This is a genomic window from Enterobacter sp. UPMP2052 (genome assembly GCF_053709675.1).
In genome coordinates this window covers 87,437-111,560 of the sequence record NZ_JBSKJR010000001.1, presented here as the reverse complement: position 1 = coordinate 111,560, position 24,124 = coordinate 87,437, and the positions used below count along the sequence as shown (strand labels likewise).

General features: G+C 56.8%; 20 protein-coding genes. 12 read left to right on the top strand and 8 right to left on the bottom strand.

The window, feature by feature from the left end:
* Positions 1-6 precede the first annotated feature (6 nt).
* Positions 7-363, top strand: coding sequence for an arsenate reductase (glutaredoxin) (gene arsC, locus ACWKX3_RS00495; protein WP_102890392.1), 357 nt, complete (start codon positions 7-9; stop codon positions 361-363).
* Here the strand turns inward: arsC and ACWKX3_RS00490 are convergent.
* Positions 360-1,178, bottom strand: coding sequence for an XRE family transcriptional regulator (locus ACWKX3_RS00490; RefSeq protein WP_454541112.1), 819 nt, complete (start codon positions 1,176-1,178; stop codon positions 360-362). The genes arsC and ACWKX3_RS00490 overlap by 4 nt on opposite strands.
* A gap of 147 nt (positions 1,179-1,325) precedes the next feature.
* Between ACWKX3_RS00490 and celB the strand changes: the two genes are divergently transcribed.
* From celB to ACWKX3_RS00475, 3 genes are read left to right on the top strand one after another with little or no spacing between them, the layout of a single operon-like run.
* Positions 1,326-2,645 (top strand): PTS cellobiose transporter subunit IIC, encoded by a 1,320-nt coding sequence (celB, locus tag ACWKX3_RS00485; protein WP_137272254.1) that lies wholly within the window; start codon positions 1,326-1,328, stop codon positions 2,643-2,645.
* 3 nt (positions 2,646-2,648) lie between these two features.
* Positions 2,649-3,602, top strand: a complete 954-nt coding sequence (locus ACWKX3_RS00480) for a N(4)-(beta-N-acetylglucosaminyl)-L-asparaginase (RefSeq protein ID WP_058610288.1) — start codon at positions 2,649-2,651, stop codon at positions 3,600-3,602.
* A gap of 2 nt (positions 3,603-3,604) precedes the next feature.
* The gene (locus ACWKX3_RS00475; RefSeq protein ID WP_454541111.1) at positions 3,605-5,026 is read left to right on the top strand and encodes a leucyl aminopeptidase family protein; all 1,422 of its coding nucleotides are present in this window, start codon (positions 3,605-3,607) and stop codon (positions 5,024-5,026) included.
* Positions 5,027-5,063: 37 nt separating this feature from the next.
* Here ACWKX3_RS00475 and ACWKX3_RS00470 read toward each other — a convergent pair whose 3' ends face one another.
* The 4 genes from ACWKX3_RS00470 to ACWKX3_RS00455 form a co-directional block, all read right to left on the bottom strand.
* Positions 5,064-5,765: a DnaA inactivator Hda gene (locus ACWKX3_RS00470; RefSeq protein ID WP_212743972.1), complete on the bottom strand. Its 702-nt coding sequence runs from the start codon at positions 5,763-5,765 to the stop codon at positions 5,064-5,066.
* Positions 5,766-5,860: 95 nt separating this feature from the next.
* Positions 5,861-7,150, bottom strand: coding sequence for a uracil permease (uraA, locus tag ACWKX3_RS00465; protein WP_454541110.1), 1,290 nt, complete (start codon positions 7,148-7,150; stop codon positions 5,861-5,863).
* An 84-nt stretch (positions 7,151-7,234) separates the two neighbouring features.
* Positions 7,235-7,861 carry a uracil phosphoribosyltransferase gene (gene upp, locus ACWKX3_RS00460; protein WP_006176643.1) on the bottom strand — a complete coding sequence of 209 codons (627 nt, stop codon included), beginning with the start codon at positions 7,859-7,861 and terminating at the stop codon, positions 7,235-7,237.
* A gap of 216 nt (positions 7,862-8,077) precedes the next feature.
* Positions 8,078-9,508 carry a 6-phospho-beta-glucosidase gene (locus tag ACWKX3_RS00455; protein ID WP_337285045.1) on the bottom strand — a complete coding sequence of 477 codons (1,431 nt, stop codon included), beginning with the start codon at positions 9,506-9,508 and terminating at the stop codon, positions 8,078-8,080.
* A 266-nt stretch (positions 9,509-9,774) separates the two neighbouring features.
* Here ACWKX3_RS00455 and purM point away from each other — a divergent pair, with 266 nt between their 5' ends.
* The 4 genes from purM to ppx all read left to right on the top strand — a co-directional run bounded on the left by purM (position 9,775) and on the right by ppx (position 15,257).
* Positions 9,775-10,812: a phosphoribosylformylglycinamidine cyclo-ligase gene (gene purM, locus ACWKX3_RS00450; RefSeq protein ID WP_058610291.1), complete on the top strand. Its 1,038-nt coding sequence runs from the start codon at positions 9,775-9,777 to the stop codon at positions 10,810-10,812.
* A complete protein-coding gene (gene purN / locus ACWKX3_RS00445; RefSeq protein WP_006176647.1) occupies positions 10,809-11,450 on the top strand; it encodes a phosphoribosylglycinamide formyltransferase in 642 nt (213 codons plus the stop codon). Before purM ends, purN begins: the two co-directional genes overlap by 4 nt.
* Before the next feature lie 204 nt (positions 11,451-11,654).
* A complete protein-coding gene (gene ppk1 / locus ACWKX3_RS00440; RefSeq protein WP_006176648.1) occupies positions 11,655-13,715 on the top strand; it encodes a polyphosphate kinase 1 in 2,061 nt (686 codons plus the stop codon).
* A gap of 3 nt (positions 13,716-13,718) precedes the next feature.
* Complete coding sequence (gene ppx / locus ACWKX3_RS00435) at positions 13,719-15,257, top strand: exopolyphosphatase (protein ID WP_006176649.1); 1,539 nt, start codon at positions 13,719-13,721, stop codon at positions 15,255-15,257.
* Positions 15,258-15,261: 4 nt separating this feature from the next.
* On the opposite strand, the gene ACWKX3_RS00430 is transcribed toward ppx, so the two are convergent.
* Positions 15,262-17,505, bottom strand: coding sequence for a bifunctional diguanylate cyclase/phosphodiesterase (locus ACWKX3_RS00430; RefSeq protein ID WP_400444945.1), 2,244 nt, complete (start codon positions 17,503-17,505; stop codon positions 15,262-15,264).
* Positions 17,506-17,831: 326 nt separating this feature from the next.
* Here ACWKX3_RS00430 and ACWKX3_RS00425 point away from each other — a divergent pair, with 326 nt between their 5' ends.
* From ACWKX3_RS00425 to ACWKX3_RS00415, 3 genes are all read left to right on the top strand, one after another.
* The gene (locus ACWKX3_RS00425) at positions 17,832-18,020 is read left to right on the top strand and encodes a YfgG family protein (protein WP_042320405.1); all 189 of its coding nucleotides are present in this window, start codon (positions 17,832-17,834) and stop codon (positions 18,018-18,020) included.
* 146 nt (positions 18,021-18,166) lie between these two features.
* On the top strand, positions 18,167-18,631 hold the full coding sequence (locus ACWKX3_RS00420) for a DUF6130 family protein (RefSeq protein ID WP_006176653.1): 465 nt from the start codon (positions 18,167-18,169) through the stop codon (positions 18,629-18,631).
* 11 nt (positions 18,632-18,642) lie between these two features.
* Positions 18,643-19,380: an alpha/beta fold hydrolase gene (locus tag ACWKX3_RS00415; RefSeq protein WP_454541109.1), complete on the top strand. Its 738-nt coding sequence runs from the start codon at positions 18,643-18,645 to the stop codon at positions 19,378-19,380.
* A 65-nt stretch (positions 19,381-19,445) separates the two neighbouring features.
* Here ACWKX3_RS00415 and guaA read toward each other — a convergent pair whose 3' ends face one another.
* The gene (gene guaA / locus ACWKX3_RS00410) at positions 19,446-21,023 is read right to left on the bottom strand and encodes a glutamine-hydrolyzing GMP synthase (RefSeq protein WP_042320409.1); all 1,578 of its coding nucleotides are present in this window, start codon (positions 21,021-21,023) and stop codon (positions 19,446-19,448) included.
* A gap of 63 nt (positions 21,024-21,086) precedes the next feature.
* Positions 21,087-22,553 carry an IMP dehydrogenase gene (gene guaB / locus ACWKX3_RS00405; RefSeq protein ID WP_006176656.1) on the bottom strand — a complete coding sequence of 489 codons (1,467 nt, stop codon included), beginning with the start codon at positions 22,551-22,553 and terminating at the stop codon, positions 21,087-21,089.
* A gap of 159 nt (positions 22,554-22,712) precedes the next feature.
* Here guaB and xseA point away from each other — a divergent pair, with 159 nt between their 5' ends.
* Positions 22,713-24,086 carry an exodeoxyribonuclease VII large subunit gene (gene xseA / locus ACWKX3_RS00400; protein WP_454541108.1) on the top strand — a complete coding sequence of 458 codons (1,374 nt, stop codon included), beginning with the start codon at positions 22,713-22,715 and terminating at the stop codon, positions 24,084-24,086.
* Positions 24,087-24,124: the final 38 nt, after the last annotated feature.

The following is a 24,124-nucleotide window of genomic DNA, read 5'->3' as shown; positions in this document are numbered from 1 at the left end:
CACGTTATGACAGACGCGGTAAAAATCTACCACAATCCCCGCTGCTCCAAGAGCCGCGATACCCTCAGCCTGCTGAAGTCTAACGGCGTTGACCCGGAGATCGTATTGTATCTGGATACGCCGCCGGACGCGCAGACGATCCGCCAGCTGCTGCGTATGCTGGATATGGGCAGCGCGCGCGAACTGATGCGTCAGAAAGAGGATCTGTATAAATCACTCGGTCTGGATAACACCCGTCTCTCTGAAGATGAGCTTGTCCAGGCGATGGTGGACAATCCGAAGCTGATCGAACGCCCCATCGTCGTGGCAAACGGCAAGGCGCGTATCGGACGCCCACCGGAACAGGTGCTTGAGATCCTCTAATCCTTACGCCGCAGCGCTTCAAGAAACGCCTGCGGCGTGCAGTCCCCCAGCCTTTTCTGCGCTTTCCCCTGGTTGTAAAACGCGCACAGCTGAATGAGTAACTCTTCGGCTGGCTCGACGCTCACGCGTGGAATAATCTCACGTAACGGCACCGTAACCTGAACGGCACTGCGTGTTTGCGCATGCGCTTTTACGGTAACCTCCTGCCCGGGCACCGACACGTCAAAACCAAAAGTCTCAACACATTGGATATCGACCGGGCATGCCGCCAGCAGCGCCTGCGTCCAGTGAGCGAGCAGTTGGGGCGACAGTCCCGCATAGAGCCGGGCATGACACCAGCCGCTCACCGGTTCGCGCGCCCACAGCAGATGCTGCTCACCGCCATCGTCCATATGCAGCGACAGCGGCTGATGATAAAGCATAAGCTTATCCGGCATGATGCCTGCCTTCAGGGCCTTTTTGCCCTGCAGCGCCGCGCCCTTTTGTCTGGCAGACCCGAGACAGCGGTTTAACGTCGCCCGCGAAACGGCAATCCCCAGCCCCTCATTCACCAGCAGCAGTAGCTCATCGAGCGGAGCACCGGTGGCATCGCGCAGCACATTCACCAGCGCAACCTGTTCCTGTCTCAATGCCTTGTGTACCACTTTTGGCGTTGTATGGTTATCGGCAACCTGCTCGCGATTGCGCCAGCGCCTGACGGTGGTAACCGAAATTCCCAACTCCTGCGCCAGCTCTCTGTCGCTTTTCGTCGACTGCTGGAGGTAGCGGCGAACCCGTGGTGTGGTCGTGGCATTGGCGTGCAGTTTAATTTCCATCGCAACATTCCATGAAACTAATCTTGTGAGATTTATAGTGCGTCAGCGAATGCTTTGTGACCGATTTCACCTTTCGCTCGCCGCGATTCACTGATAATCACCAGACATAACATAAACAACGCCACTCAATCTTGTACGGAGTTCACAATGAACAATGTTCTGGGATTTCTTGAAGCAAAACTGATGCCGCTGGCAGCCAAAACGGCACAGCAGCGTCATCTCGGTGCCATACGCGGGGCCTACGTTTCGTTTATGCCGTTTATCATCGTCGGCTCCATCCTGCTGGTTATCTCATCCTTTCCGAATCAGGCCTATCAGCACTTTATGTCCCGGGCCTTCGGCGAAAGCTGGAGCGCCATTATCGAGATCCCGTTTAACGCGGTGTTTTCGACCATGTCGCTGTTTATCAGCTTCCTTGTGGCGTTTCGCCTGGCGGAACATTACGGCGAAGATCGCATCTCCTGCGGGATCCTGGCGCTGGTGGCATTTCTGATCCTCACGCCGTTTATCAAGGTGGCGGAAAACGGCGGGATCACCGTTATGCCGGTGGAGTGGATTGGCAGTAAAGGGCTGTTCGTGGCGATGATTGGCTCGCTGCTGTGGACGGAGCTGTTCTGCTGGCTGAAGCGCAAAAAGCTGGTCATCAAAATGCCGGACGGCGTGCCGCCTGCGGTGCAGGAGTCTTTCGCCGCGCTGATCCCTGCCCTGCTGGTGATGATCCTGGTGCTGATTATCCGCATCATCTTCGAAAACACCCACTACAACACCATTCACCAGTTCATCTATGAGGTGGTTGCCACGCCGGTTCGCCACTACGGCACCTCCTATTTCGGCGCGCTGATGACGGTATTCAGCATCACGATCCTGTGGTCGGTGGGGATTAACTCCGGTTCGATGATCAACGGCATCATCCGCCCGCTATGGATGGAGAACCAGACCGACAATATCGCCGCCATTCAGGCGGGGACAACGCCGCCGCACATTATCACCGAACAGTTTTTTGACATGATCTGGATGGGCGGCGCGGGTGCCACGCTGTCGCTGGTGATTGCGATGCTGATTTTCGCCCGCAGTAAAAACATGCGTGAAGTAGCGCGCTTAGGCGCAGGGGCTTCGGTGTTCAACATCAACGAACCGATCCTGTTTGGCCTGCCGGTGATCATGAACCCGATCATGCTCATCCCGTTCAACCTGGTGCCGCTGGTGCTGGTCACCGTGCAGTATGTCGCGATGAAAATTGGCGCGGTGGCCGTCACCACTGGGGTGTTTATCCCCTGGACCCTGCCCCCGGTCATCAGCGGTTTTATCGTTACCGGCCATCTGAGCGGCAGCGTGATGCAACTCATTAACCTGCTGATTGGCGCCATGCTGTACCTGCCTTTCATGCGAATCGTGGATAAACAGTACCGCGCAGCGGAACTGACCACGGCTACGCAAACCGACACCACCCTTGCAAAACAGGAGTAAAGCATGTGGGGAATTATTGCAACCTGGCGCATGGCGCTTGAGGGCGTAACGGAGTCTGCATCCGCGCTGGCTGCGGGAAAACCGGTCGCCGACGCGGTGGTCGATGCCGTCGCCACCGTCGAGGACTTCCCGTTTTATAAATCCGTGGGTTACGGTGGCCTGCCAACCGAAAACGGCGAGGTGGAACTCGACGCGGCCTACATGGATGGCGACACGCTGGCTTTCGGTGCCGTGGGCAATCTGGTGGATATTGCCAACCCGGTGCGCGTGGCCCATGCGCTTAGCCGCCAGCGCTATAACAGCCTGCTGGTCGGCCAGGGCGCGCGCGAGTGGGCGCTGAGCCAGGGCTTTAGCGACAAAACCATGCTCACGGACCGCGCGATGCAGCATTACCGCAAGCGCTGCCGTGAAACGCTGGATAAAGGTCTCAGCCCATACGACGGGCACGACACCGTCGGGATTATCGGCCTCGATAAGCAGGGATCGATGGGCGTGGCCACCTCCACCAGCGGCCTGTTTATGAAAAAGCGCGGCCGCCTGGGCGACTCCCCCATTATCGGCTCGGGTTTTTACTGCGACAGCGAAACCGGTGCCGCCACCGCCACGGGCGTGGGCGAAGACCTGATGAAAGGCTGCACCAGCTACGAAATTGTTCGCCGCATGGCGCAGGGCATGACGCCGCAGCAGGCGGCAGACTCGGTGGTGTTTGAACTGGAAGACAAGCTAATGTCGCGCTTTGGCCGCGTGGGAGATCTCTCGGTGGTGTGTATGAACAACAAAGGGGAATTCGGCGCGGCGACCAACATCAAAACCTTCTCGTTTGTGGTCGCCACCGCCCATCAACCGCTGACCGTATTTCGCACCGATCGCCTGCGCGAGAAAACGCATTATCAGGCCGTAGACGAGGCGTGGATGCAGGCCTACGCCGAGCGCATTCGCGCGCCGATTGAGGACTAACGATGATTACCTGGGATCTTATTACCACACCTGAAAGCGCGACACCGTACAGCCATCTGATTGCCCGAAGCGACAGCACGTGGCTACCGGATACCGCGCTGATAGCCGATATGCAGGCGCAAAAGAGTGTTGCGGATACGCGATTTGGCTGCGCCCCGTTTGCCCGCATCACCCTTTTACCGGACGCGCTCTGGCACGACAGCCTGACCGAAGGCTTGCTGACCGCGCTCAGGCCGCTGCTGGCCTCGCCCGCCAGCGCCGATGTGGTGCTGGACGTCACGGATATCGACGAGGTTGTCCTGGCCCAGGTGCTGCGTTTTCTCTTTAACCAGGCGCACACGCTTGCCGACCTGCACCTGAAGAAAACGGACGACACGGCGGTGCGGGTTCGCCATATTACCGCGCTGTGTCTGGCGCAACAGCAGGAAAAGCTGGAGGTGATTTTCCGCGAGCAGCAGGCGATTGCCCGCGGTATGGTCGCCGCCCGGCGGCTGGCGGATATGCCTGCCGATCGTTGTACACCGCAGTTTGTCGTCGAAGAGGCGCAGCGGCTGTGCGCCGCCTTCCCCGCGCTGCGCTGTGAAGTGCTTGATGAAAACGCGATCGTTGAGCAGGGCCTGGGGCTGCTGCATGCCGTCGGCAAAGGTGCGACCTGCCCGCCGCGCCTGCTTGCCATCCACTATGAGGGCGCGTCGGAAGGCCCGGTGCGCTGCTATGTGGGCAAAGGCGTTACATTCGATACGGGTGGCCTGTGGCTGAAGGAAGGCGCGGGCATGTACACCATGAAGTATGACATGTGCGGGGCGGCAAACGTGCTCGGCCTGATGCTCACCGCCGCCGAACTGGCGCTGCCCGTGCGCATGATGGGCGTGCTGGCGCTGGCAGAAAACGCCATCGGGCCGAACGCTATGCAGCCAGGCAGCGTGGCCCGCGCCTGTAACGGCATGACGGTTGAAATCAACAACACCGATGCCGAAGGCCGGCTGGTACTGGCGGACGCCATTGCCTGGGCCAGCCAGCGTCATCCGCAGGCGCGCTACATCATCGATATGGCGACCTTAACGGGCGCGGTGGTGAAGGCGCTCGGCTATGAACTGAGCGGGCTGATGACCCAAGATGAACCGCTGCGCGAAGCGCTGACTCAGGCGGGAAAACGGTGCGCAGACGAAGTCTGGTCGCTGCCGCTGGACGCGAGGCTGAAAAAGCAGACCGACAGCGCGATAGCCGATCTCTGCAATACGCCGACCAACAACGCGGCGATCAGCGCCTCGGCAGCCTGGCTGCTGCACCACTTCTGCCCGCTGACCATTCCGTGGGCGCATCTGGATATCAGCGGAACGGCGTTATGGCGTGAGGGTGGACGGAGCGTGGCGTCGGGAAGACCGATTCCGCTGCTGGTAGAGCACCTGATGGGGGATCTTTAAGCCCGGTGGCGCTGCGCTTACCGGGCCGGCAAAAAACTCAAAGCTTGAGAATATCTTTCACAAACGGAATGGTCAGCTTACGCTGGGCGGTAATAGAGGCGCGATCGAGCTGATCCAGGGTATCGAAAAGAGTGCGCATCTCACGATCGAGTCGCTTCAGGAGGAAGCGACCGACGTCTTCCGGCAGCTCAAAGCCGCGCAGCCGTGAACGGAGCTGTAGCGCCTGAAGTTTATCTTCATCAGACAGCGGCTGCAGCTTGTAGATTTGCCCCCAGTCCAGGCGGGATGCCAGATCCGGCAGCCCCAGGTTAAGCTGGCGCGGCGGCCTGTCGCCGGTAATCAGCAGCCGGGTTTTGCCCGACTCGAGTATGCGGTTATAAAGATTGAAGATCGCCATTTCCCACGGCTCATCCCCCGCCACGCACTCGATATTATCGATGCAGACTAACGAGAGATGTTCCATTCCCTCCAGCACTTCAGGCACAAACCAGGTGCGTTTATCCAGCGGCACATAGCCTACTGCATCACCTCGCGCAGAAAGCTCCGCACAGGCGGCGTGCAACAGATGGCTGCGCCCCGCGCCTTCGCGTGACCAGATATAGATGTATCCGCTGTGATCCTGACGCAGCACGTTTTGCAGTGCAGCCAGTAAAGAGGGGTTATCACCCGGCCAGAAACTCGCGAAAGTTTCGTCGTCAGGGAGATAGAGTGGCAGAGAGAGCTGTGCCGGTCCGTTCAGAAATACCTCAACCAGATATCACATAAAATCGGCAACGAGTTTATCACGGAACCCGCAAGGAGAGAACCGGGCGGATCGCCCACCCGGTTTAACGATCAATGAGACGTTTTTTCGCCCTCATCCGCGTCCAGGACCTCTTCTTCCGGACGAACGATGGAGATCAGCTTGAAGATCAGGCTCAGGGCAATCCCGACGATGGTCGCCAGCGCCATGCCTTTCAGCTCTGCCGCACCAATGTGTACCGTCGCGCCGCTCACGCCAATAATCAGGATCACGGAGGTGAGGATCAGGTTTTGCGCTTTGTTGTAGTCCACTTTGGATTCAATCAGCACGCGAATACCGGACGCACCGATCACCCCGTACAGCAGCAGAGAAACGCCGCCCATCACCGGCTCCGGGATGGCCTGAATCGACGCTGCCAGTTTGCCCACGCAGGAGAGCAGAATAGCAATGATTGCGGCACCGCCAATAACCCACGTACTGTAGACGCGCGTGATGGCCATTACGCCGATATTCTCGCCGTAGGTGGTGTTCGGCGTTGAGCCGAAGAAACCGGAGATAATGGTCGAAAGACCGTTGGCAAACATCGACCGGTGCAGACCCGGGTCGCGGATCAGGTCGCGCTTCACGATGTTCGCCGTGACCACCAGGTGACCTACGTGTTCCGCAATAACCACCAGCGCGGCTGGCAGAATCGTCAAAATCGCAAACCATTCGAAGCGTGGGGTATAGAAGGTAGGCAGTGCGAACCAGTGCGCGTTAGCAATCAGGTCGGTATTGACGATACCCATGGCGAAGGAGAGCGCGTAGCCTGCCAGCACGCCAATCAGGATCGGGATAATCGCCAGAAAACCGCGGAACAACACGGAGCCAAACACCGTAACGCCCAGCGTCACCAGCGAGATGATAATGGCTTTCGAGTTCGGTGACTGGCCGTCGGCAGGCAGCAGCCCCGCCATGTTTGCCGCCACTCGCGCCAGCTCAAGGCCGATGACGGCAACGATTGCGCCCATCGCCGCAGGCGGGAACATCACATCCAGCCAGCCCGTACCGGCTTTCTTGACGATGAAAGAGACCAGACAGAACAGCACGCCGCACATGATAAAACCGCCGAGCGCCACCTCATAGCCCAACGGTAACAGCAGCAGCACCGGGGAGATAAAGGCAAAGCTCGACCCCAGATACGCCGGGATCTTCCCCTTACAGATGAAGAGATACAGCAGCGTTCCCACGCCGTTGAAAAGCAGCACGGTGGCCGGGTTAATATGAAAAATCATAGGCACCAGCACGGTTGCGCCAAACATGGCGAACAGATGCTGCAAACTAAGCGGGATAGTCTGTAAAAGCGGCGGTCTTTCACTCATCCCGATAGTACGGCGCGTCATAGTGTTTTCCTCTGAACAGTGTTGTGGGTGTTTTTATTCAAAAAAAAGCCGACTATCAAAGTCGGCTTTTTTATCGTTATTCGATTATTTGGTACCAAAGATTTTGTCGCCGGCATCGCCAAGCCCCGGGATGATGTACCCGTGCTCGTTAAGCCCCTGGTCGATTGAGGCGGTGTACAGCTCAACATCCGGGTGCGCTTTTTCCAGCGCCGCGATACCTTCCGGCGCGGCAACCAGTACCAGCACCTTAATGCTGCTGCAGCCTGCTTTTTTCAGCAGGTCGATGGTGGCGATCATAGAACCGCCGGTCGCCAGCATAGGGTCAACCACCAGCGCCATACGCTCGTCAATGTTAGAGACCAGCTTCTGGAAGTACGGAACCGGCTCCAGCGTCTCTTCATCGCGGTAGACACCCACTACGCTGATACGCGCGCTTGGGACGTGCTCCAGCACGCCTTCCATCATGCCCAAACCGGCACGCAGGATCGGCACAACGGTAATTTTTTTGCCTTTGATTTGCTCAACCTGTACCGGACCGTTCCAGCCTTCGATGGTCACTTTTTCCGTTTCCAGGTCAGAGGTCGCTTCGTAGGTCAGCAGGCTGCCCACTTCAGAAGCCAGTTCGCGAAAACGCTTCGTGCTGATGTCATGCTCACGCATCAGGCCCAACTTGTGTTTAACGAGCGGGTGTTTCACTTCCACAATCTTCATTCTCTTTCTCCTCTGAGGCGGCATCCGCAAAAAAATCGCGGGATTATACCGCTTTTTTCGGATTGTGCCATACCCATCTTGCTTGACATATATCAATCAAAAACAAAAAAGCCGGAGGCAAGCTCCGGCTTTAGTGCGAGGTGCTGCCCGGTGGCGCTACGCTTACGCGGGCCTACGTGTAGTGTAGGTCGGGTAAGCGTTAGCGCCACCCGGCTGTTACAGGTTATCGCCGTTGCTGGCAATCACCTGCTTATACCAGTCGAACGATTTTTTCTTGCTGCGGTTCAGCGTGCCGTTCCCTTCATTATCTTTATCAACAAAGATAAAGCCGTAGCGTTTTTTCATCTCGCCGGTACCGGCAGAAACCAGGTCGATACAGCCCCATGGGGTATAGCCCATCAGATCAACGCCATCTTCCACCACCGCTTTTTTCATCTCGCTGATGTGCGCGGCCAGATAATCGATGCGGTACTGGTCGTTTATCGTGCCGTCGCTCTCCTGCACGTCGATTGCGCCAAAGCCGTTCTCAACAATAAACAGCGGCAGCTGATAGTGATCCCAGAACCAGTTCAGGGAGTAGCGCAGGCCCACCGGGTCAATCTGCCAGCCCCAGTCGGATTTCTGCACGTACGGGTTGGAGACCAGGCTTTTGCTCTCGTCGTAATCCAGCTGTGGGTTGTCTGCCGTCGCCTTGGTCGCGAAGGACATGTAATAGCTGAAACCGATGTAATCCACGCAGCCCTGTTTGAGCGCGATGTTGTCTTCCTCAGTGATATCCAGCGCGAAGCCACGACGTGCAAAATAGTTGAGCAGGTGCTGCGGATACGCGCCGCGCACATGCACATCGGTGAACCAGTAACGACGATGCATGGCGTTCATCGCCATCATCATGTCATCCGGCGCGCAGGTCAGCGGATAGATCGGGCACATCGCAATCATGCAGCCGATGTGCAGCGAAGGGTTAATCTCGCGCCCGGCTTTCACCGCCAGGGCACTCGCCACCAGCTCGTAGTGGGCGGCCTGGAACATGACCGGCTCGCGGTCTTCGCCCGGCTCATACTTCAGCCCGGAGTTGGTAAACGGCGCAAAATCCTCGTGGAAGTTTGCCTGGTTGTTGATCTCGTTAAAGGTCATCCAGTACTTCACTTTATGCTGATAACGCTCGAAAACGACCTTCGCGAAGCGGACAAAGAAGTCGATCAGCTTACGGTTGCGCCAGCCGCCGTATTCGGTGACCAGGTGGAAAGGCATCTCGAAGTGAGAAAGGGTGATAACCGGCTCGATACCGTACTTCAGGCACTCGTCGAACAGGTCGTCGTAGAATTTCAGGCCCGCCTCGTTTGGCTCCAGCTCGTCCCCTTTTGGGAAGATGCGCGTCCAGGCGATAGAGGTACGGAAGCATTTAAATCCCATCTCGGCAAAGAGTTTGATGTCTTCTTTATAGCGATGGTAGAAATCGATGGCTTCATGGTTAGGGTAGTTCTTCCCCTGCAGGACGCCGTTGGTGATTTCACGCGGGACACCGTGCGCGCCTGCGGTCATGACGTCAGCGACGCTAACCCCTTTACCGCCCTCTTTCCAGCCGCCCTCAAGCTGGTGTGCCGCCACGGCCCCACCCCACAGAAAACCTTCTTTAAATCCTGGCATTCTCTTTCCCTCATTCTGCGTTATCTTCTGCAAAAACAATTACAGAAACCGGTTTCACTCTGATGATGTGCAAAGGGATAACGTGTTGCAAGCAGTTAACCGAAACCGGTTTCATTTTCGTGAACAGAGTCAAGTTTGACGCTGCTGGCGGGCCGCAGGGAAAAAAAGATCCTCGCACCGAGAATAGGCTCGCAAACGTTTGCCTGGACTGTTAGAATTGCGCCGATTTTTCTTACTAGCTATGCAATCGCGTGGGGACTTGAGCCGTGACCAACAAAACTTCTCTCAGCTACAAAGATGCCGGTGTTGATATTGACGCAGGTAATGCGCTGGTTGACCGAATCAAAGGTGTGGTGAAAAAAACCCGCCGCCCTGAAGTGATGGGTGGACTGGGTGGATTCGGCGCACTGTGCGCGCTGCCGCAAAAATATCGTGAACCTGTTCTGGTCTCGGGTACGGATGGCGTGGGCACAAAACTGCGCCTGGCGATGGATCTTAAGCGTCACGACACGATCGGTATCGATCTGGTGGCGATGTGTGTTAACGACCTGGTGGTACAGGGCGCAGAGCCGCTGTTCTTCCTCGACTACTATGCCACCGGCAAGCTGGACGTGGACACCGCAGCCAGCGTAATTAACGGGATTGCCGAAGGCTGCCTGCAGTCAGGCTGCGCGCTGGTGGGTGGCGAAACCGCCGAAATGCCAGGGATGTATCACGGCGAAGATTATGACGTCGCAGGCTTCTGCGTCGGCGTGGTAGAAAAATCAGAAATCATCGACGGCAGCAAAGTGGCTGACGGCGATGTGCTGGTGGCGCTGGCCTCCAGCGGCCCGCACTCTAACGGCTACTCCCTGGTGCGTAAAATCCTCGAAGTGAGCGGTTGTGACCCGCTGACCACCGAGGTTGACGGCAAACCGCTGGCCGATCACCTGCTGGCTCCGACCCGCATCTACGTGAAAAACGTGCTGGCACTTATTGAGAACGTAGACGTTCACGCCATCGCCCACCTGACCGGCGGCGGTTTCTGGGAAAACATTCCGCGCGTATTGCCGGATAATACCCAGGCGGTGATCGACGAATCCTCCTGGCAGTGGCCGTCCGTGTTTAACTGGCTGCAGACCGCAGGCAACGTCAGTTCTCATGAAATGTACCGCACCTTTAACTGCGGCGTAGGGATGGTTATCGCCCTGCCTGCAAGCGAAGCGGATAACGCGGTTAAGCTTCTGAATGAGAAAGGTGAAAACGCGTGGAAAATCGGTATTATCAAAGCATCCGATTCCGAACAGCGTGTGGTCATTGAATGAAAAACATTGTGGTGCTCATTTCCGGTAACGGAAGCAATTTGCAGGCGATAATTGATGCCTGCAAACAGAAGAAAATCAATGGCACCATTCGGGCAGTATTCAGCAACAAGGCCGACGCATTCGGCCTTGAGCGGGCGCGGGAAGCGAATATTCCCGCGCATGCGCTGGAAGCCAGCCAGTTTTCCGGGCGGGAAGCCTTCGACCGCGAACTGGTGCAGGAAATTGACGCCTACGCGCCAGATGTTGTGGTGCTGGCCGGTTACATGCGCATTCTGAGCCCGGCGTTTGTTTCGCACTACGCCGGGCGTCTGCTCAATATTCACCCTTCCCTTCTGCCGAAATATCCCGGTTTACACACCCACCGTCAGGTACTGGAGAACGGCGATGAGGAGCATGGCACGTCCGTACACTTCGTCACCGACGAACTGGACGGCGGCCCGGTGATCCTGCAGGCGAAGGTCCCGGTCTTTGAGGGCGATAACGAAGATGATGTGACCGAACGCGTGCAGACGCAGGAGCACGCCATCTACCCGCTGGTGGTGAGCTGGTTTGTCGACGGGCGTCTGGTGATGCGCGACGGTGCCGCCTGGCTGGACGGCGTGAAGTTGCCCCCGCAGGGCTATGCGGCAGAAGAGTAGTTTGTTATGTCGGGTGGCGCTACGCTTACCCGACCTACAGAGTGCATTACCCGATACTCCCTTCTCCAACCCTCTAAAATCCCCAACAAAAAAAATAACTGTCATACTTTTCTGGCACTGTTGGACATATCGTGGAAATGCTCGCCATAATAAGGACGAGACGGATTTACCACGTCCTGTGAATGAACTGGAGTGTGAGCTGTAATGGGTCAGGAAAAGTTATACATTGAGAAAGAGCTGAGTTGGTTAGCCTTCAACGAGCGCGTGCTTCAGGAAGCGGCGGATAAAAGTAACCCGCTGATTGAGCGTATGCGTTTCCTGGGTATTTATTCCAATAACCTGGATGAATTTTATAAAGTCCGCTTTGCCGAGCTTAAACGCCGCATCATCATCAGTGAAGAACAGGGTTTAAACTCGCACTCGCGCCATCTGCTTGGCAAAATACAGTCTCGCGTGATGAAAGCCGATCAGGAATTTGATGGCCTTTACAACGAGCTGCTGCTGGAAATGGCCCGCAACCAAATTTTCCTGATCAATGAACGCCAGCTTTCCGTCAACCAGCAGAGCTGGCTTCGTCACTATTTCAAACATTATCTGCGCCAGCACATCACCCCGATCCTGATCAACCGCGAAACGGATCTGGTGCAGTTCCTGAAAGACGATTACACCTATCTGGCGGTGGAGATCATTCGTGGCGACAACATCAGCTACGCGCTGCTGGAAATTCCGTCCGACAAAGTGCCGCGCTTTGTCAACCTGCCGCCGGAAACCCCGCGCCGCCGCAAGCCGATGATCCTGCTGGACAACATCCTGCGCTACTGTCTGGATGATATCTTCAAAGGCTTCTTCGATTACGATGCGTTAAACGCCTACTCGATGAAGATGACCCGTGACGCCGAATATGACCTGGTGCACGAGATGGAAGCCAGCCTGATGGAGTTGATGTCTTCAAGCCTGAAGCAACGTCTGACGGCCGAGCCGGTGCGCTTTGTCTATCAGCGCGATATGCCGGACGCGATGGTCGAAATGCTGCGCGATAAGCTGACCATCTCCCGCTACGACTCCATTATCCCCGGCGGGCGTTATCACAACTTTAAAGACTTTATTGGCTTCCCGAACGTCGGCAAGGCCAATCTGGTGAATAAACCGCTGCCCCGCCTGCGCCACATCTGGTTCGATAAGTTCCGCAACGGGTTTGATGCCATTCGCGAGCGCGACGTGCTGCTGTACTACCCGTACCACACCTTCGAGCATGTGCTGGAGTTGCTGCGTCAGGCGTCGTTTGACCCGAACGTGCTGGCGATCAAAATCAACATCTACCGCGTGGCGAAAGATTCCCGCATCATCGACGCGATGATCCACGCCGCGCACAACGGCAAGAAAGTGACCGTGGTGGTGGAACTGCAGGCGCGTTTCGACGAAGAAGCAAATATCCACTGGGCGCGCCGCCTGACCGAAGCGGGCGTGCACGTAATTTTCTCCGCGCCGGGACTGAAAATTCACGCCAAGCTATTCCTTATCTCCCGTAAAGAGGGAGACGACGTGGTGCGTTATGCTCACATCGGTACCGGAAACTTTAACGAGAAAACCGCGCGAATTTATACCGACTACTCGCTGCTGACCGCCGATGCACGCATCACCAACGAGGTGCGCCGGGTGTTCAACTTTATTGAGAACCCGTACCGTCCGGTGAGCTTCGACTATCTGCTGGTTTCACCGCAGAACTCGCGCCGCCTGCTGTACGATATGATCGATAAAGAGATCGCCAACGCGCAGAAAGGGCTGTCGTCCGGCATTACGCTGAAGCTCAATAACCTGGTCGATAAAGGCCTGGTGGATCGTCTTTACGCCGCCTCCGGTTCAGGCGTGCCGGTGAACCTGCTGATCCGCGGCATGTGCTCTCTGATCCCGGAACTGGAAGGCATCAGCGATAATATTCGCGTCATCAGCATCGTTGACCGCTATCTGGAACACGATCGGGTCTATATTTTCGATAACGCAGGCGATAAGCAGGTGTATCTCTCCTCTGCGGACTGGATGACGCGCAATATTGATTATCGAATTGAAGTTGCGGCCCCGCTGCTTGACCCACGTCTGAAGCAGCAGATCCTCGACATCATCGAGATTTTGTTTAGCGATACGGTGAAAGCACGCTATATCGATAAAGAACTGAGTAACCGCTATGTTCCGCGCGGCAACCGCCGTAAAGTGCGGTCCCAACTGGCGATTTACGACTATATCAAATCACTCGAGCAACCCGATTAACCTATGCCGATAAATGATAAGACACCACGCCCGCAGGAGTTCGCTGCGGTCGATCTTGGTTCTAACAGTTTCCACATGGTCATCGCCCGTGAGGTGGATGGCGCGATGCAGATCATTGGCCGTCTGAAGCAGCGCGTGCACCTGGCCGACGGTCTGGATGCGAACAGCATGCTGAGCGAAGAGGCCATGGAGCGTGGCTTAAACTGCCTGTCGCTGTTTGCCGAACGTCTGCAGGGCTTCTCGCCCTCCAGCGTCTGCATCGTGGGCACACACACCCTGCGCCAGGCGCTGAATGCGCCGGAGTTTCTTAAACGTGCGGAAAAGGTCATCCCCTACCCGATTGAAATCATCTCCGGTAACGAGGAAGCGCGCCTGATTTTCATGGGCGTGGAGCACACGCAGCCGGAAAAAGGCCGCAAGCTGGTGATTGATATCGGCGGAGGTTCCACGGAACTGGTGATCGGTGAAGACTTCGAGCCGCGTCTGGTGGAGAGCCGCCGCATGGGCTGCGTCAGCTTCGCGCAGATGTACTTCCCGGGCGGAACCATCACCCGCGAGAATTTCCAGCGCGCGCGCATGGCTGCGGTACAAAAACTGGAAAATCTGGCCTGGCAGTACCGTATTCAGGGCTGGAACGTGGCGCTGGGTGCCTCGGGTTCGATCAAGGCCGCACATGAGGTGCTGCTGGCGCTGGGCGAAAAAGACGGTTTTATCACCCCTGAACGTCTGGTGATGCTGACCGAAGAGGTGCTCAAACATAAAAGCTTTGACGCCTTAAGCCTGCCGGGTCTGTCCGACGATCGTCAAGCCGTGTTCGTGCCCGGCCTCGCCATTCTGTGCGGCGTGTTTGATGCGCTGGCGATTAAAGAGCTGCGTCTCTCGGACGGCGCGCTGCGTGAAGGCGTGCTGTATGAAATGGAAGGCCGCTTCCGTCATCAGGATATTCGCAGCCGTACCGCGCAAAGCCTGGCGAACCAGTACAACATCGACCGTGAGCAGGCAAAGCGCGTGCTGGAAACCACGGTTCAGATGTACGAGCAGTGGCACGAGCAGAATCCTAAGCTGGCACATCCGCAACTGGAAGCGCTGCTGAAATGGGCTGCCATGCTGCATGAGGTGGGGCTGAACATCAACCACAGCGGTATGCACCGTCATTCGGCGTACATTCTGCAAAACAGCGATTTGCCGGGCTTTAATCAGGAGCAGCAGAGCATGATGGCGACGCTGGTGCGCTATCACCGCAAAGCGATCAAACTCGACGATCTGCCGCGCTTTACGCTGTTCAAGAAAAAGCAGTTTCTGCCGCTTATTCAGCTTCTGCGACTTGGCGTGTTGCTTAACAACCAGCGTCAGGCCACCACGACCCCGCCGACGTTAAAGCTGAAAACGGACGATCATCACTGGACGCTGAGCTTCCCGCACGGCTGGTTTAGCCAGAACGCGCTGGTACTGCTGGATCTGGAAAAAGAGCAGCAATACTGGGAAGCGGTCACCGGCTGGCTGTTGAAGATTGAAGAAGAGAGCGCCGAGGCCGCAGCATAGCGGCCTACGCGGTTGCGGGCAGCGCCTCAGCGTCCAGTAAAGACGCCATCTCAACCGGCTTACCAATCAGGTAACCCTGCACATAATCGATACCTAGCGCGTGAACCGCGCTACGTATCTCTTCTGTCTCGACGTACTCCGCCACCACCAGCATTTTCTTCATGCGCGCCAGATGGCAAATCGAGGCCACAATCTGGTAATCCAGACTGTTGCTGACGATATTGCGAATAAAACTGCCATCGATTTTGAGGATATCAGCATCCACGCTTTTCAGGCGGGCATAGCTGGCATATCCGGTGCCGAAATCATCGATCGCAATGCGCACTCCCATGGCCTGCAGCTGGCTGAGCGTCTGCGTGGCCTGCTCTGTTCCGTTACCGAAACATCCGCACTCGGTGATCTCGACGATCAGCTGCCAGGCCTCCACGCCATACTTCGTCAGAAGCTGCTTCACTTCCTGAGGGAACTGCGTGCGACACGCGGTAGACGGCGCAAGGTTGATCGCAAAACGCTGGGCGGGAAGCCTGTCGCGATGATCCGCTAAAAATTGCAGCGTCCGCTCCAGCACCCATAAGTCCACGCGAGACGACAGACCAAACTCCTGGGCAACCGGCAGGAAGCGATCGGGAGAGATCAGCTCGCCCTGCTCGTCCAACATCCGCAGCAACACTTCATCATAGTGATCCCCGCGTAAGCCCCTGACCCGCTGCACCATCAGGGTGAACTTATCCTCTTCCAGCGCCCGCTGAAGCAGGTTCATCATCGCGACCTTCTCTTTCAGGTTACGCTGCAGGTGCATAGCCCCGCGCTGCTGAAGGCTTTCAGGATGATGGCTTGAAAGCGACAGATTGGCGATGATGCTGAGCTCCCCCAGCAGCAGATAAAGATGATTAACCGGAGAACGCACGTAGCAGTAGCTTATGCCCACCTGCGGCTGGAGTGGCATACCATCCCAGATAAAGCGGAACAGTTTGATCCGCTCATCCAGCGCGACGATGCGTTCCTGGTGAGATTCGGTGCCCATACGAATCGCCAGATCGTAGCCGGTCAGCGTATAGACACACTCCCCCGGCAGCAGAGCGTGGTTAATCCACGCGGCCAGCTGCTGTTTGTACTGGATCCGCAACAGCACCCCGTAGTTATGCCCGAGTACCTCCAGTTCAGGAATGCGCAATAAACAGAGCGCGGACCAGGGCGATTTGCTCAGCGCGCGGGACAGCGCCCGCAGGTTTGGCATGTGAACCACCGGGTCGAGCAGCGCCAGCCTGCGGGAACGAATATTGATGGCCCGCTGGCGGGTGGCCAGCATAGACATGTAAATCACCACAAAAGAGGAGACCAGATAGCTGGACGAGGTAATAGCCAGCTGGATGTCATACCCCTGGTTTACGGGAATATAGCGATAGAAATAGTGGATCGACACCAGCAGGACCGGGGTCCAAATCACCGACATCAGCTTATAGCCAAAGCGCATTGCGCCCCAGAGCATCACCGGCATCAGCAGCGACAGCGTGTAGTTGGTGCTGAAAATGGTGCTGTTCTCATTCATGGGCATTAGCAGCAGCGAAAGTAATCCGCCCAGCAGCGCAGCCCACAACACAAACTCAGCCACCGTCACTTTACCGTCAATTTGCGCGCGGCTTTGCGATATGTACCCTCTCAGGTAGTGCGGATTGCGTATGATACGAATCAGCAAAAAGCTGAACGGAACCGCGGTCAGCCCACTCACCAGAAGCGCCTGATAGTTGATCAACGTGCGAATATTCAGCGGGTTAAGACCCGCCATGCTCTGGCGGCTTTCATACACCCCGAGATAGACCGCAAACTGGAAGAACAGCAGAAACAGCGTGGAGGGGCAGAACACCTGCCAGAACAGGCGCTGGGCCATCAGATACACGTTGCCATAGGAAACCCGGTTGCGTTTCGGCGCAAACACGCGATATCCCCCCCAGCTCAGCACGACAGGGACTAAAAAATGGAGCACGCTCGCCCAGGTTTCAAACAGGCTGACGGCGGGATAGTAGCGATAAAACAGGGACAGAACGATGCCCGGCAGCGCGGCCAGGTCAAAAATCACCATCATCGCCAGAAAGAACGAGAGGGGAAAATAGTAAAGCACAACAACGCTTTCGTTCAGCTGCGTATAAGTGTTAACCATGCTGAGCAGCGGCAGCAAAACGGGAGGCAAAACGAGGGGAAGCGCCCACCAGCGGTCTTTATTGTGCTTCAGAAAGGAGATAATTTTCATAGATGCCCGGTTAAACCCTGTGTTCTCCTGAGGGTAAATAAAGACAGGCATCCAACCTGACGTGTCAGTCACACTGTGAAAACCTGTGCATCACAATGGAGGAAGGATTTTAGTGATCAGCGGCAGGAAACCGTTGACGTAAATCAAATAAAATTATTTGGATAAAGCTTTCTTACGATTTTTATGCTTGCTTGCCGGGGTAATGAGTTGATTAGCAACAAATAATGCTGAACTGACTATTTTTTACACATTCCGGAATTGACCCTTGATTCCCGCTGTGCCTTAATAGCCGTATCGCCCAAACGGGTAAACCCAGGAAAAACAACGTGAGTCAGGCCCCGCGTATGCACAAACGACACCGATTTAACACCCGCATGACCCGCGTCATACTGCTTATCAGTTTCCTGTTTTTCTTTGGCCGCTTTGTTTATTCCTCCATTGGCGCCTGGTATCACCATCAGGACAAAATTCAGACCCAGCAATCCAGCCTCACCGTCGAAACGCCCGAACGCTGACGTCCGCCTTAACAGGTAAGACACTGTATCGCAGTGTATCCGGCTTGCCATGCTGACAAACCGGTACAAAAACCCGCCTGCAGCACATATACCTGATACATCAAAATGGTCTTCTGTCTCTGTCGTCATTATGAGGAGAGACAGAGATGATTCGTCGCTATTTAATCCCCTTCATTGCGCTGGTCACCGCCAGTAGCGCCATAGCCGCTCCGTTAGATGGCCTGAGCGCCGCCGACGTTAATGGCCCGGCAGCCGTAGCGCCACTTGAAAAACCTCAGCCGCCCGCCAGGCTAATTGTCGATCCGCCGCTCGCGGGGCCACTGAGCAAGGGGGCCGTGTTTATTCAGTACCGCGCCGAAAACCTGCGCATTGAGCCCGTCTTTGGCCCGGAGGCGCTGAACGTCACGCCACGTATCGGCCATATCCACGTCATCGTCGACGATGCCCCCTGGCACTGGGCAGATGCCAGCGGTGAGCCGGTGATCCTCGTGGGCCTGCCAGCCGGCAAGCACAAGGTCACCCTTATTCTGGCCGACCCTACGCACAAACCCATCGATCACAAAACCGTTGAATTTACCGTGCCGCCGCACGCCCCGGTTCATCACTTTTAAGGAGCCTGAAGATGAAAGCACTGTCTGTATTAACCGCTGGCCTGTTGGCACTTTCTGCCAGTGCGTTAGCGGAGAACCATTCAAGCGTAGTGCTGGTGCATGGCGCATTTGCGGATGGCAGCAGCTGGAATAAGGTGATTAGCCGTCTGCAGGAACAGCACAGGGAGGTCATTGCCGTACAGCTGCCGCTCACCTCGCTACACGATGACGTAGCCGCGACCCGGCGCGCCATCGCCCGGGCGCACGGTAAGGTTACGCTGGTTGGCCACTCGTGGGCTGGCACGGTGATTAGCGAGGCGGGGAACGATGCGCGGGTGACATCGCTGGTGTACGTGGCAGCGTTTGCTCCGGACTCCGGTCAGTCGACGGCGGATCTGGTGGGGAGCTACCCTGCCCCGCCGGGGAGTGCGGGCATTGCTAAAACGGCTGACGGGTATTTGTATCTCCCCCTCAAAGCGGTCAAAGAAGACTTCGCGCCTGATGTCAAAACGGCTGAGCAGGAACGCATTGCTGCAACGCAGGGTCCGATCCGGGCCGATGCGTTTGGCGAAAAAATCACGCATGCCGCCTGGCATGATAAACCGAGCTGGTTTGTGGTGAGCAAAAACGATCGGATGATAAACCCCGATCTGGAACGCGCCATGGCGAAAACCCTTCATGCCACCACTACGGAGGTCGCGGCAAGCCATGTCTCCATGGTGAGCCAGCCGGATACGATTGCCCGGGTGATTGAACGGGCGAGTGAATAAGCGGGATAAAAAAAAGCCCGCGTGAGGCGGGCTTTACTGGCTAAGGGTCTAGATTGCCGGGGAGATTATTCCCACTCAATCGTCGCCGGTGGCTTACCGCTGATGTCATACACCACGCGGGAAATGCCGTTAACTTCATTGATGATGCGGTTAGAGACGCGACCCAGGAAATCATACGGCAGGTGCGCCCAGTGTGCGGTCATGAAGTCGATGGTTTCAACCGCGCGCAGGGAGACAACCCAGTCGTATTTACGGCCATCGCCCATTACGCCGACGGAGCGAACCGGCAGGAACACGGTAAATGCCTGGCTCACTTTGTTGTACAGGTCGGCTTTGTGCAGCTCTTCAATGAAGATCGCATCGGCACGGCGCAGCAGGTCGCAGTACTCTTTCTTCACTTCGCCCAGCACGCGCACGCCGAGACCTGGCCCCGGGAACGGGTGACGGTAAAGCATGTCGTACGGCAGACCCAGCTCCAGGCCAATCTTACGCACTTCGTCTTTGAACAGCTCGCGCAGCGGTTCAACCAGGCCCATCTTCATCTCTTTCGGCAGGCCGCCCACGTTGTGGTGAGATTTGATGACATGCGCTTTACCGGTAGCAGAAGCTGCCGATTCGATCACGTCCGGGTAGATAGTGCCCTGCGCCAGCCATTTCACATCTTCCAGCTTCAGCGCCTCTTCATCGAACACTTCGACAAACACGCGACCGATGATTTTACGTTTCGCTTCCGGGTCGTTCTCACCCGCCAGCGCGTCCAGGAAGCGTTTCTCGCCTTCCACGTGAACGATGTTCAGACCAAAGTGGTCGCCGAACATGTCCAGCACCTGCTGAGCTTCGTTGAGGCGCAGCAGACCGTTGTCCACGAACACACAGGTCAGGTTTTTTCCGATAGCGCGGTGCAGCAGCATCGCGGTAACGGAGGAGTCCACGCCGCCGGAAAGGCCAAGGATCACTTTGTCATCACCAACCTGCTGGCGGATACGCTCCACGGCGTCGTCGATGATTTTTGCCGGGGTCCACAGGGCTTCACACTGGCAGATATCGCGCACGAAGCGCTCCAGCATACGCATCCCCTGACGGGTGTGGGTCACTTCCGGGTGGAACTGCACGCCGTAGAAGCGTTTTTCTTCGTTCGCCATGATCGCGAACGGGCAGCTTTCGGTGCTGGCAACGGTCACGAAGTCAGACGGGATGGCGGTAACTTTGTCACCGTGGCTCATCCACACGTCCAGCAGCGGTTTGCCGTCGGCGGTCAGGGAGTCTTCGATACCGCGCACCAGCGCGCTGTCGGTCACGACTTCAACCTGCGCGTAGCCGAACTCACGTTCGTTAGAGCCTTCTACGTGGCCGCCGAGCTGCATCGCCATGGTCTGCATGCCGTAGCAGACGCCGAAGACCGGCACGCCCGCTTCAAATACGTACTGCGGTGCACGCGGGCTGTTCTCTTCGGTGGTGCTTTCCGGGCCGCCGGAAAGGATGATGCCGCTTGGGTTAAACTCGCGAATCTGTGCTTCCGTGACATCCCACGCCCACAGTTCACAGTAAACGCCCAGTTCACGTACGCGACGCGCCACCAGTTGAGTGTACTGAGAACCAAAATCCAGGATGAGAATGCGATGTTTATGAATGTTTTCCGTCATTGACGCTAATTCCGAGGCAAGAGAAACAAAATCGCCCGGCATAAAGCCGGGCGTGGAAATTTATCAGGAGCCCAGGCGGTAGTTCGGGGACTCTTTGGTGATCGTCACGTCGTGAACGTGGCTTTCCTGGATACCCGCACCGCTGATACGCACGAATTCTGCCTTCGTACGCAGCAGGTCGATGGTACCACAGCCGGTCAGGCCCATACAGGAGCGCAGGCCGCCCATCTGCTGGTGAATGATCTCTTTCAGACGGCCTTTATAGGCTACGCGACCTTCGATACCTTCCGGCACCAGTTTGTCTGCCGCGTTGTCGGTCTGGAAGTAACGGTCAGACGAACCTTTGGACATCGCGCCCAGGGAGCCCATCCCGCGGTAGGATTTGTAAGAACGGCCCTGGTACAGTTCGATTTCGCCCGGGGATTCTTCCGTACCGGCCAGCATAGAACCGACCATCACGGCAGCCGCGCCCGCAGCGATAGCTTTAGCGATGTCGCCTGAGAAACGAATGCCGCCGTCAGCGATAACCGGGATACCGGTGCCTTCCAGGGCTTCAACCGCGTCAGACACGGCGGTGATCTGCGGAACGCCCACGCCGGTGACGATACGGGTAGTACAGATGGAACCAGGGCCGATACCCACTTTTACCGCGCTGCAGCCGGCTTCAGCCAGCGCGCGTGCGCCTGCGCCAGTGGCGACGTTGCCGCCGATGATCTGCAGGTCAGGGTATTTCGCACGGGTTTCACGAATACGCTGCAAAACGCCTTCGGAATGGCCGTGAGAGGAGTCAATCAGCAGCACATCAACGCCTGCTTCTACCAGCGCATCGACGCGCTCTTCGTTGCCCGCACCCGCGCCAACCGCAGCGCCAACGCGCAGACGGCCACGCTCGTCTTTACAGGCGTTAGGCTTACGTTCTGCTTTCTGGAAATCTTTTACGGTGATCATGCCGCGCAGGTGGAAGCTGCTGTCGACAACAAGCGCTTTCTCAACGCGTTTTTCGTGCATTTTTGCCAGCACGACGTCGCGAGTTTCACCTTCACGCACGGTAACCAGACGCTCTTTTGGCGTCATGTATACGCTGACAGGCTGGTTCAGGTCAGTCACAAAGCGCACGTCACGACCGGTGATAATCCCCACCAGCTCGTAATCTTCCGTCACAACCGGATAGCCAGCAAAGCCGTTACGTTCGGTCAGGGCTTTCACTTCATGCAGGGTGGTGGTTGGCAGAACGGTCTGTGGGTCAGACACAATGCCGGATTCATGTTTTTTCACGCGGCGAACTTCTTCAGCCTGACGCTCAATAGACATGTTTTTATGAATAAAGCCAATGCCGCCTTCCTGTGCCAGGGCGATCGCCAGGCGCGCTTCAGTCACGGTGTCCATTGCCGCAGAGAGCATAGGAATGTTCAGGCGAATGGTCTTCGTTAACTGCGTGCTGAGATCGGCAGTATTCGGCAGAACGGTGGAGTGAGCGGGAACGAGGAGGACGTCGTCAAACGTCAGTGCTTCTTTAGCGATACGTAGCATGGGCAATATCTCTGACCTGGGTGGTTAAATATTGCCGTGGCATTATACAGAGCGTAACCGATTGCATCTACACTTTTTTGAAAAAAATGCTTGCGATCGCCTCTCAGCAGGTTACTATCGACTGAATAACTTGCTGATTTAGAATTTGATCCCGCTCACATGTTATCCTCTCAATCTCCCTCAATTTTTACTGTCAGCCGCCTTAATCAGACGGTGCGTTTGCTGCTTGAGCAGGAAATGGGGCAGGTCTGGATCAGCGGTGAAATTTCTAACTTCACCCAGCCATCATCCGGCCACTGGTACTTTACGCTGAAAGACGATACCGCCCAGGTACGCTGCGCGATGTTCCGCAACAGCAACCGCCGGGTGACGTTCCGTCCTCAGCACGGCCAGCAGGTTCTGGTGCGCGCCAATATCACCCTGTATGAGCCGCGTGGTGATTATCAAATCATCGTCGAAAGCATGCAGCCTGCGGGTGAAGGTTTACTGCAGCAAAAGTATGAACAGCTAAAAGCAAAGCTCTCCGCCGAAGGTTTATTCGATCAGCAGTTCAAAAAAGCGCTGCCCTCACCCGCCCACTGCGTGGGGGTGATCACCTCGAAAACCGGGGCGGCCCTGCACGATATTTTGCATGTCCTGAAGCGTCGCGACCCTTCCCTGCCCGTTATCATCTATCCGACCGCCGTTCAGGGTGACGATGCGCCCGGGCAAATTGTGCGCGCCATTGAGCGGGCGAATGCCCGTCAGGAGTGCGACGTGCTGATCGTCGGGCGCGGCGGCGGCTCGCTGGAAGATCTGTGGAGCTTCAACGACGAGCGCGTGGCGCGGGCAATCTTTGCAAGCGTAATTCCCGTTGTGAGCGCCGTCGGCCACGAAACCGATGTCACCATTGCGGATTTTGTTGCGGACCTCCGCGCCCCCACGCCATCCGCGGCGGCGGAAGTGGTCAGCCGCAACCAGCTGGAGCTGCTGCGTCAGCTCCAGAACGGCCAGCAGCGTCTTGAGATGGCGATGGATTACTTCCTCGCCAACAGAACCCGCCGCTTCACCCAGCTTTACCATCGTCTGCAGCAGCAGCACCCGCAGCTGCGTCTGGCGCGTCAGCAAACCGTGCTGGAACGCCTGCGCCAGCGCATGAACGTTGCGCTGGACTGCCAGCTCAAACGTGCGACCTCGCGCCAGCAGCGCATGGCCCAGCGCCTGAACCAGCAAAATCCGCAGCCGAAAATCTACCGCGCGCAAACGCGCATTCAGCAGCTCGAATATCGTCTCGCGGAGAATGTCCGTGCACGCCTGAGCGCCACCCGCGAACGCTTTGGCAACGCGGTGACCCATCTGGAAGCCGTCAGCCCCCTCTCCACGCTGGCGCGTGGCTACAGCGTCACCACGGCGACAGATGGCAAAGTGCTGAAACAAACGAAACAGATTAAGGCCGGGGATGTGCTCACGACGCGGCTTTCAGACGGCTGGGTCGAGAGCGAAGTGAAGGCGATCAAACCGGTGAAAAAAACGCGTCAGCGTAAAACCGGATAAATCTTCGCCGGTTACAAACTATACTGCTGCTATTCCCT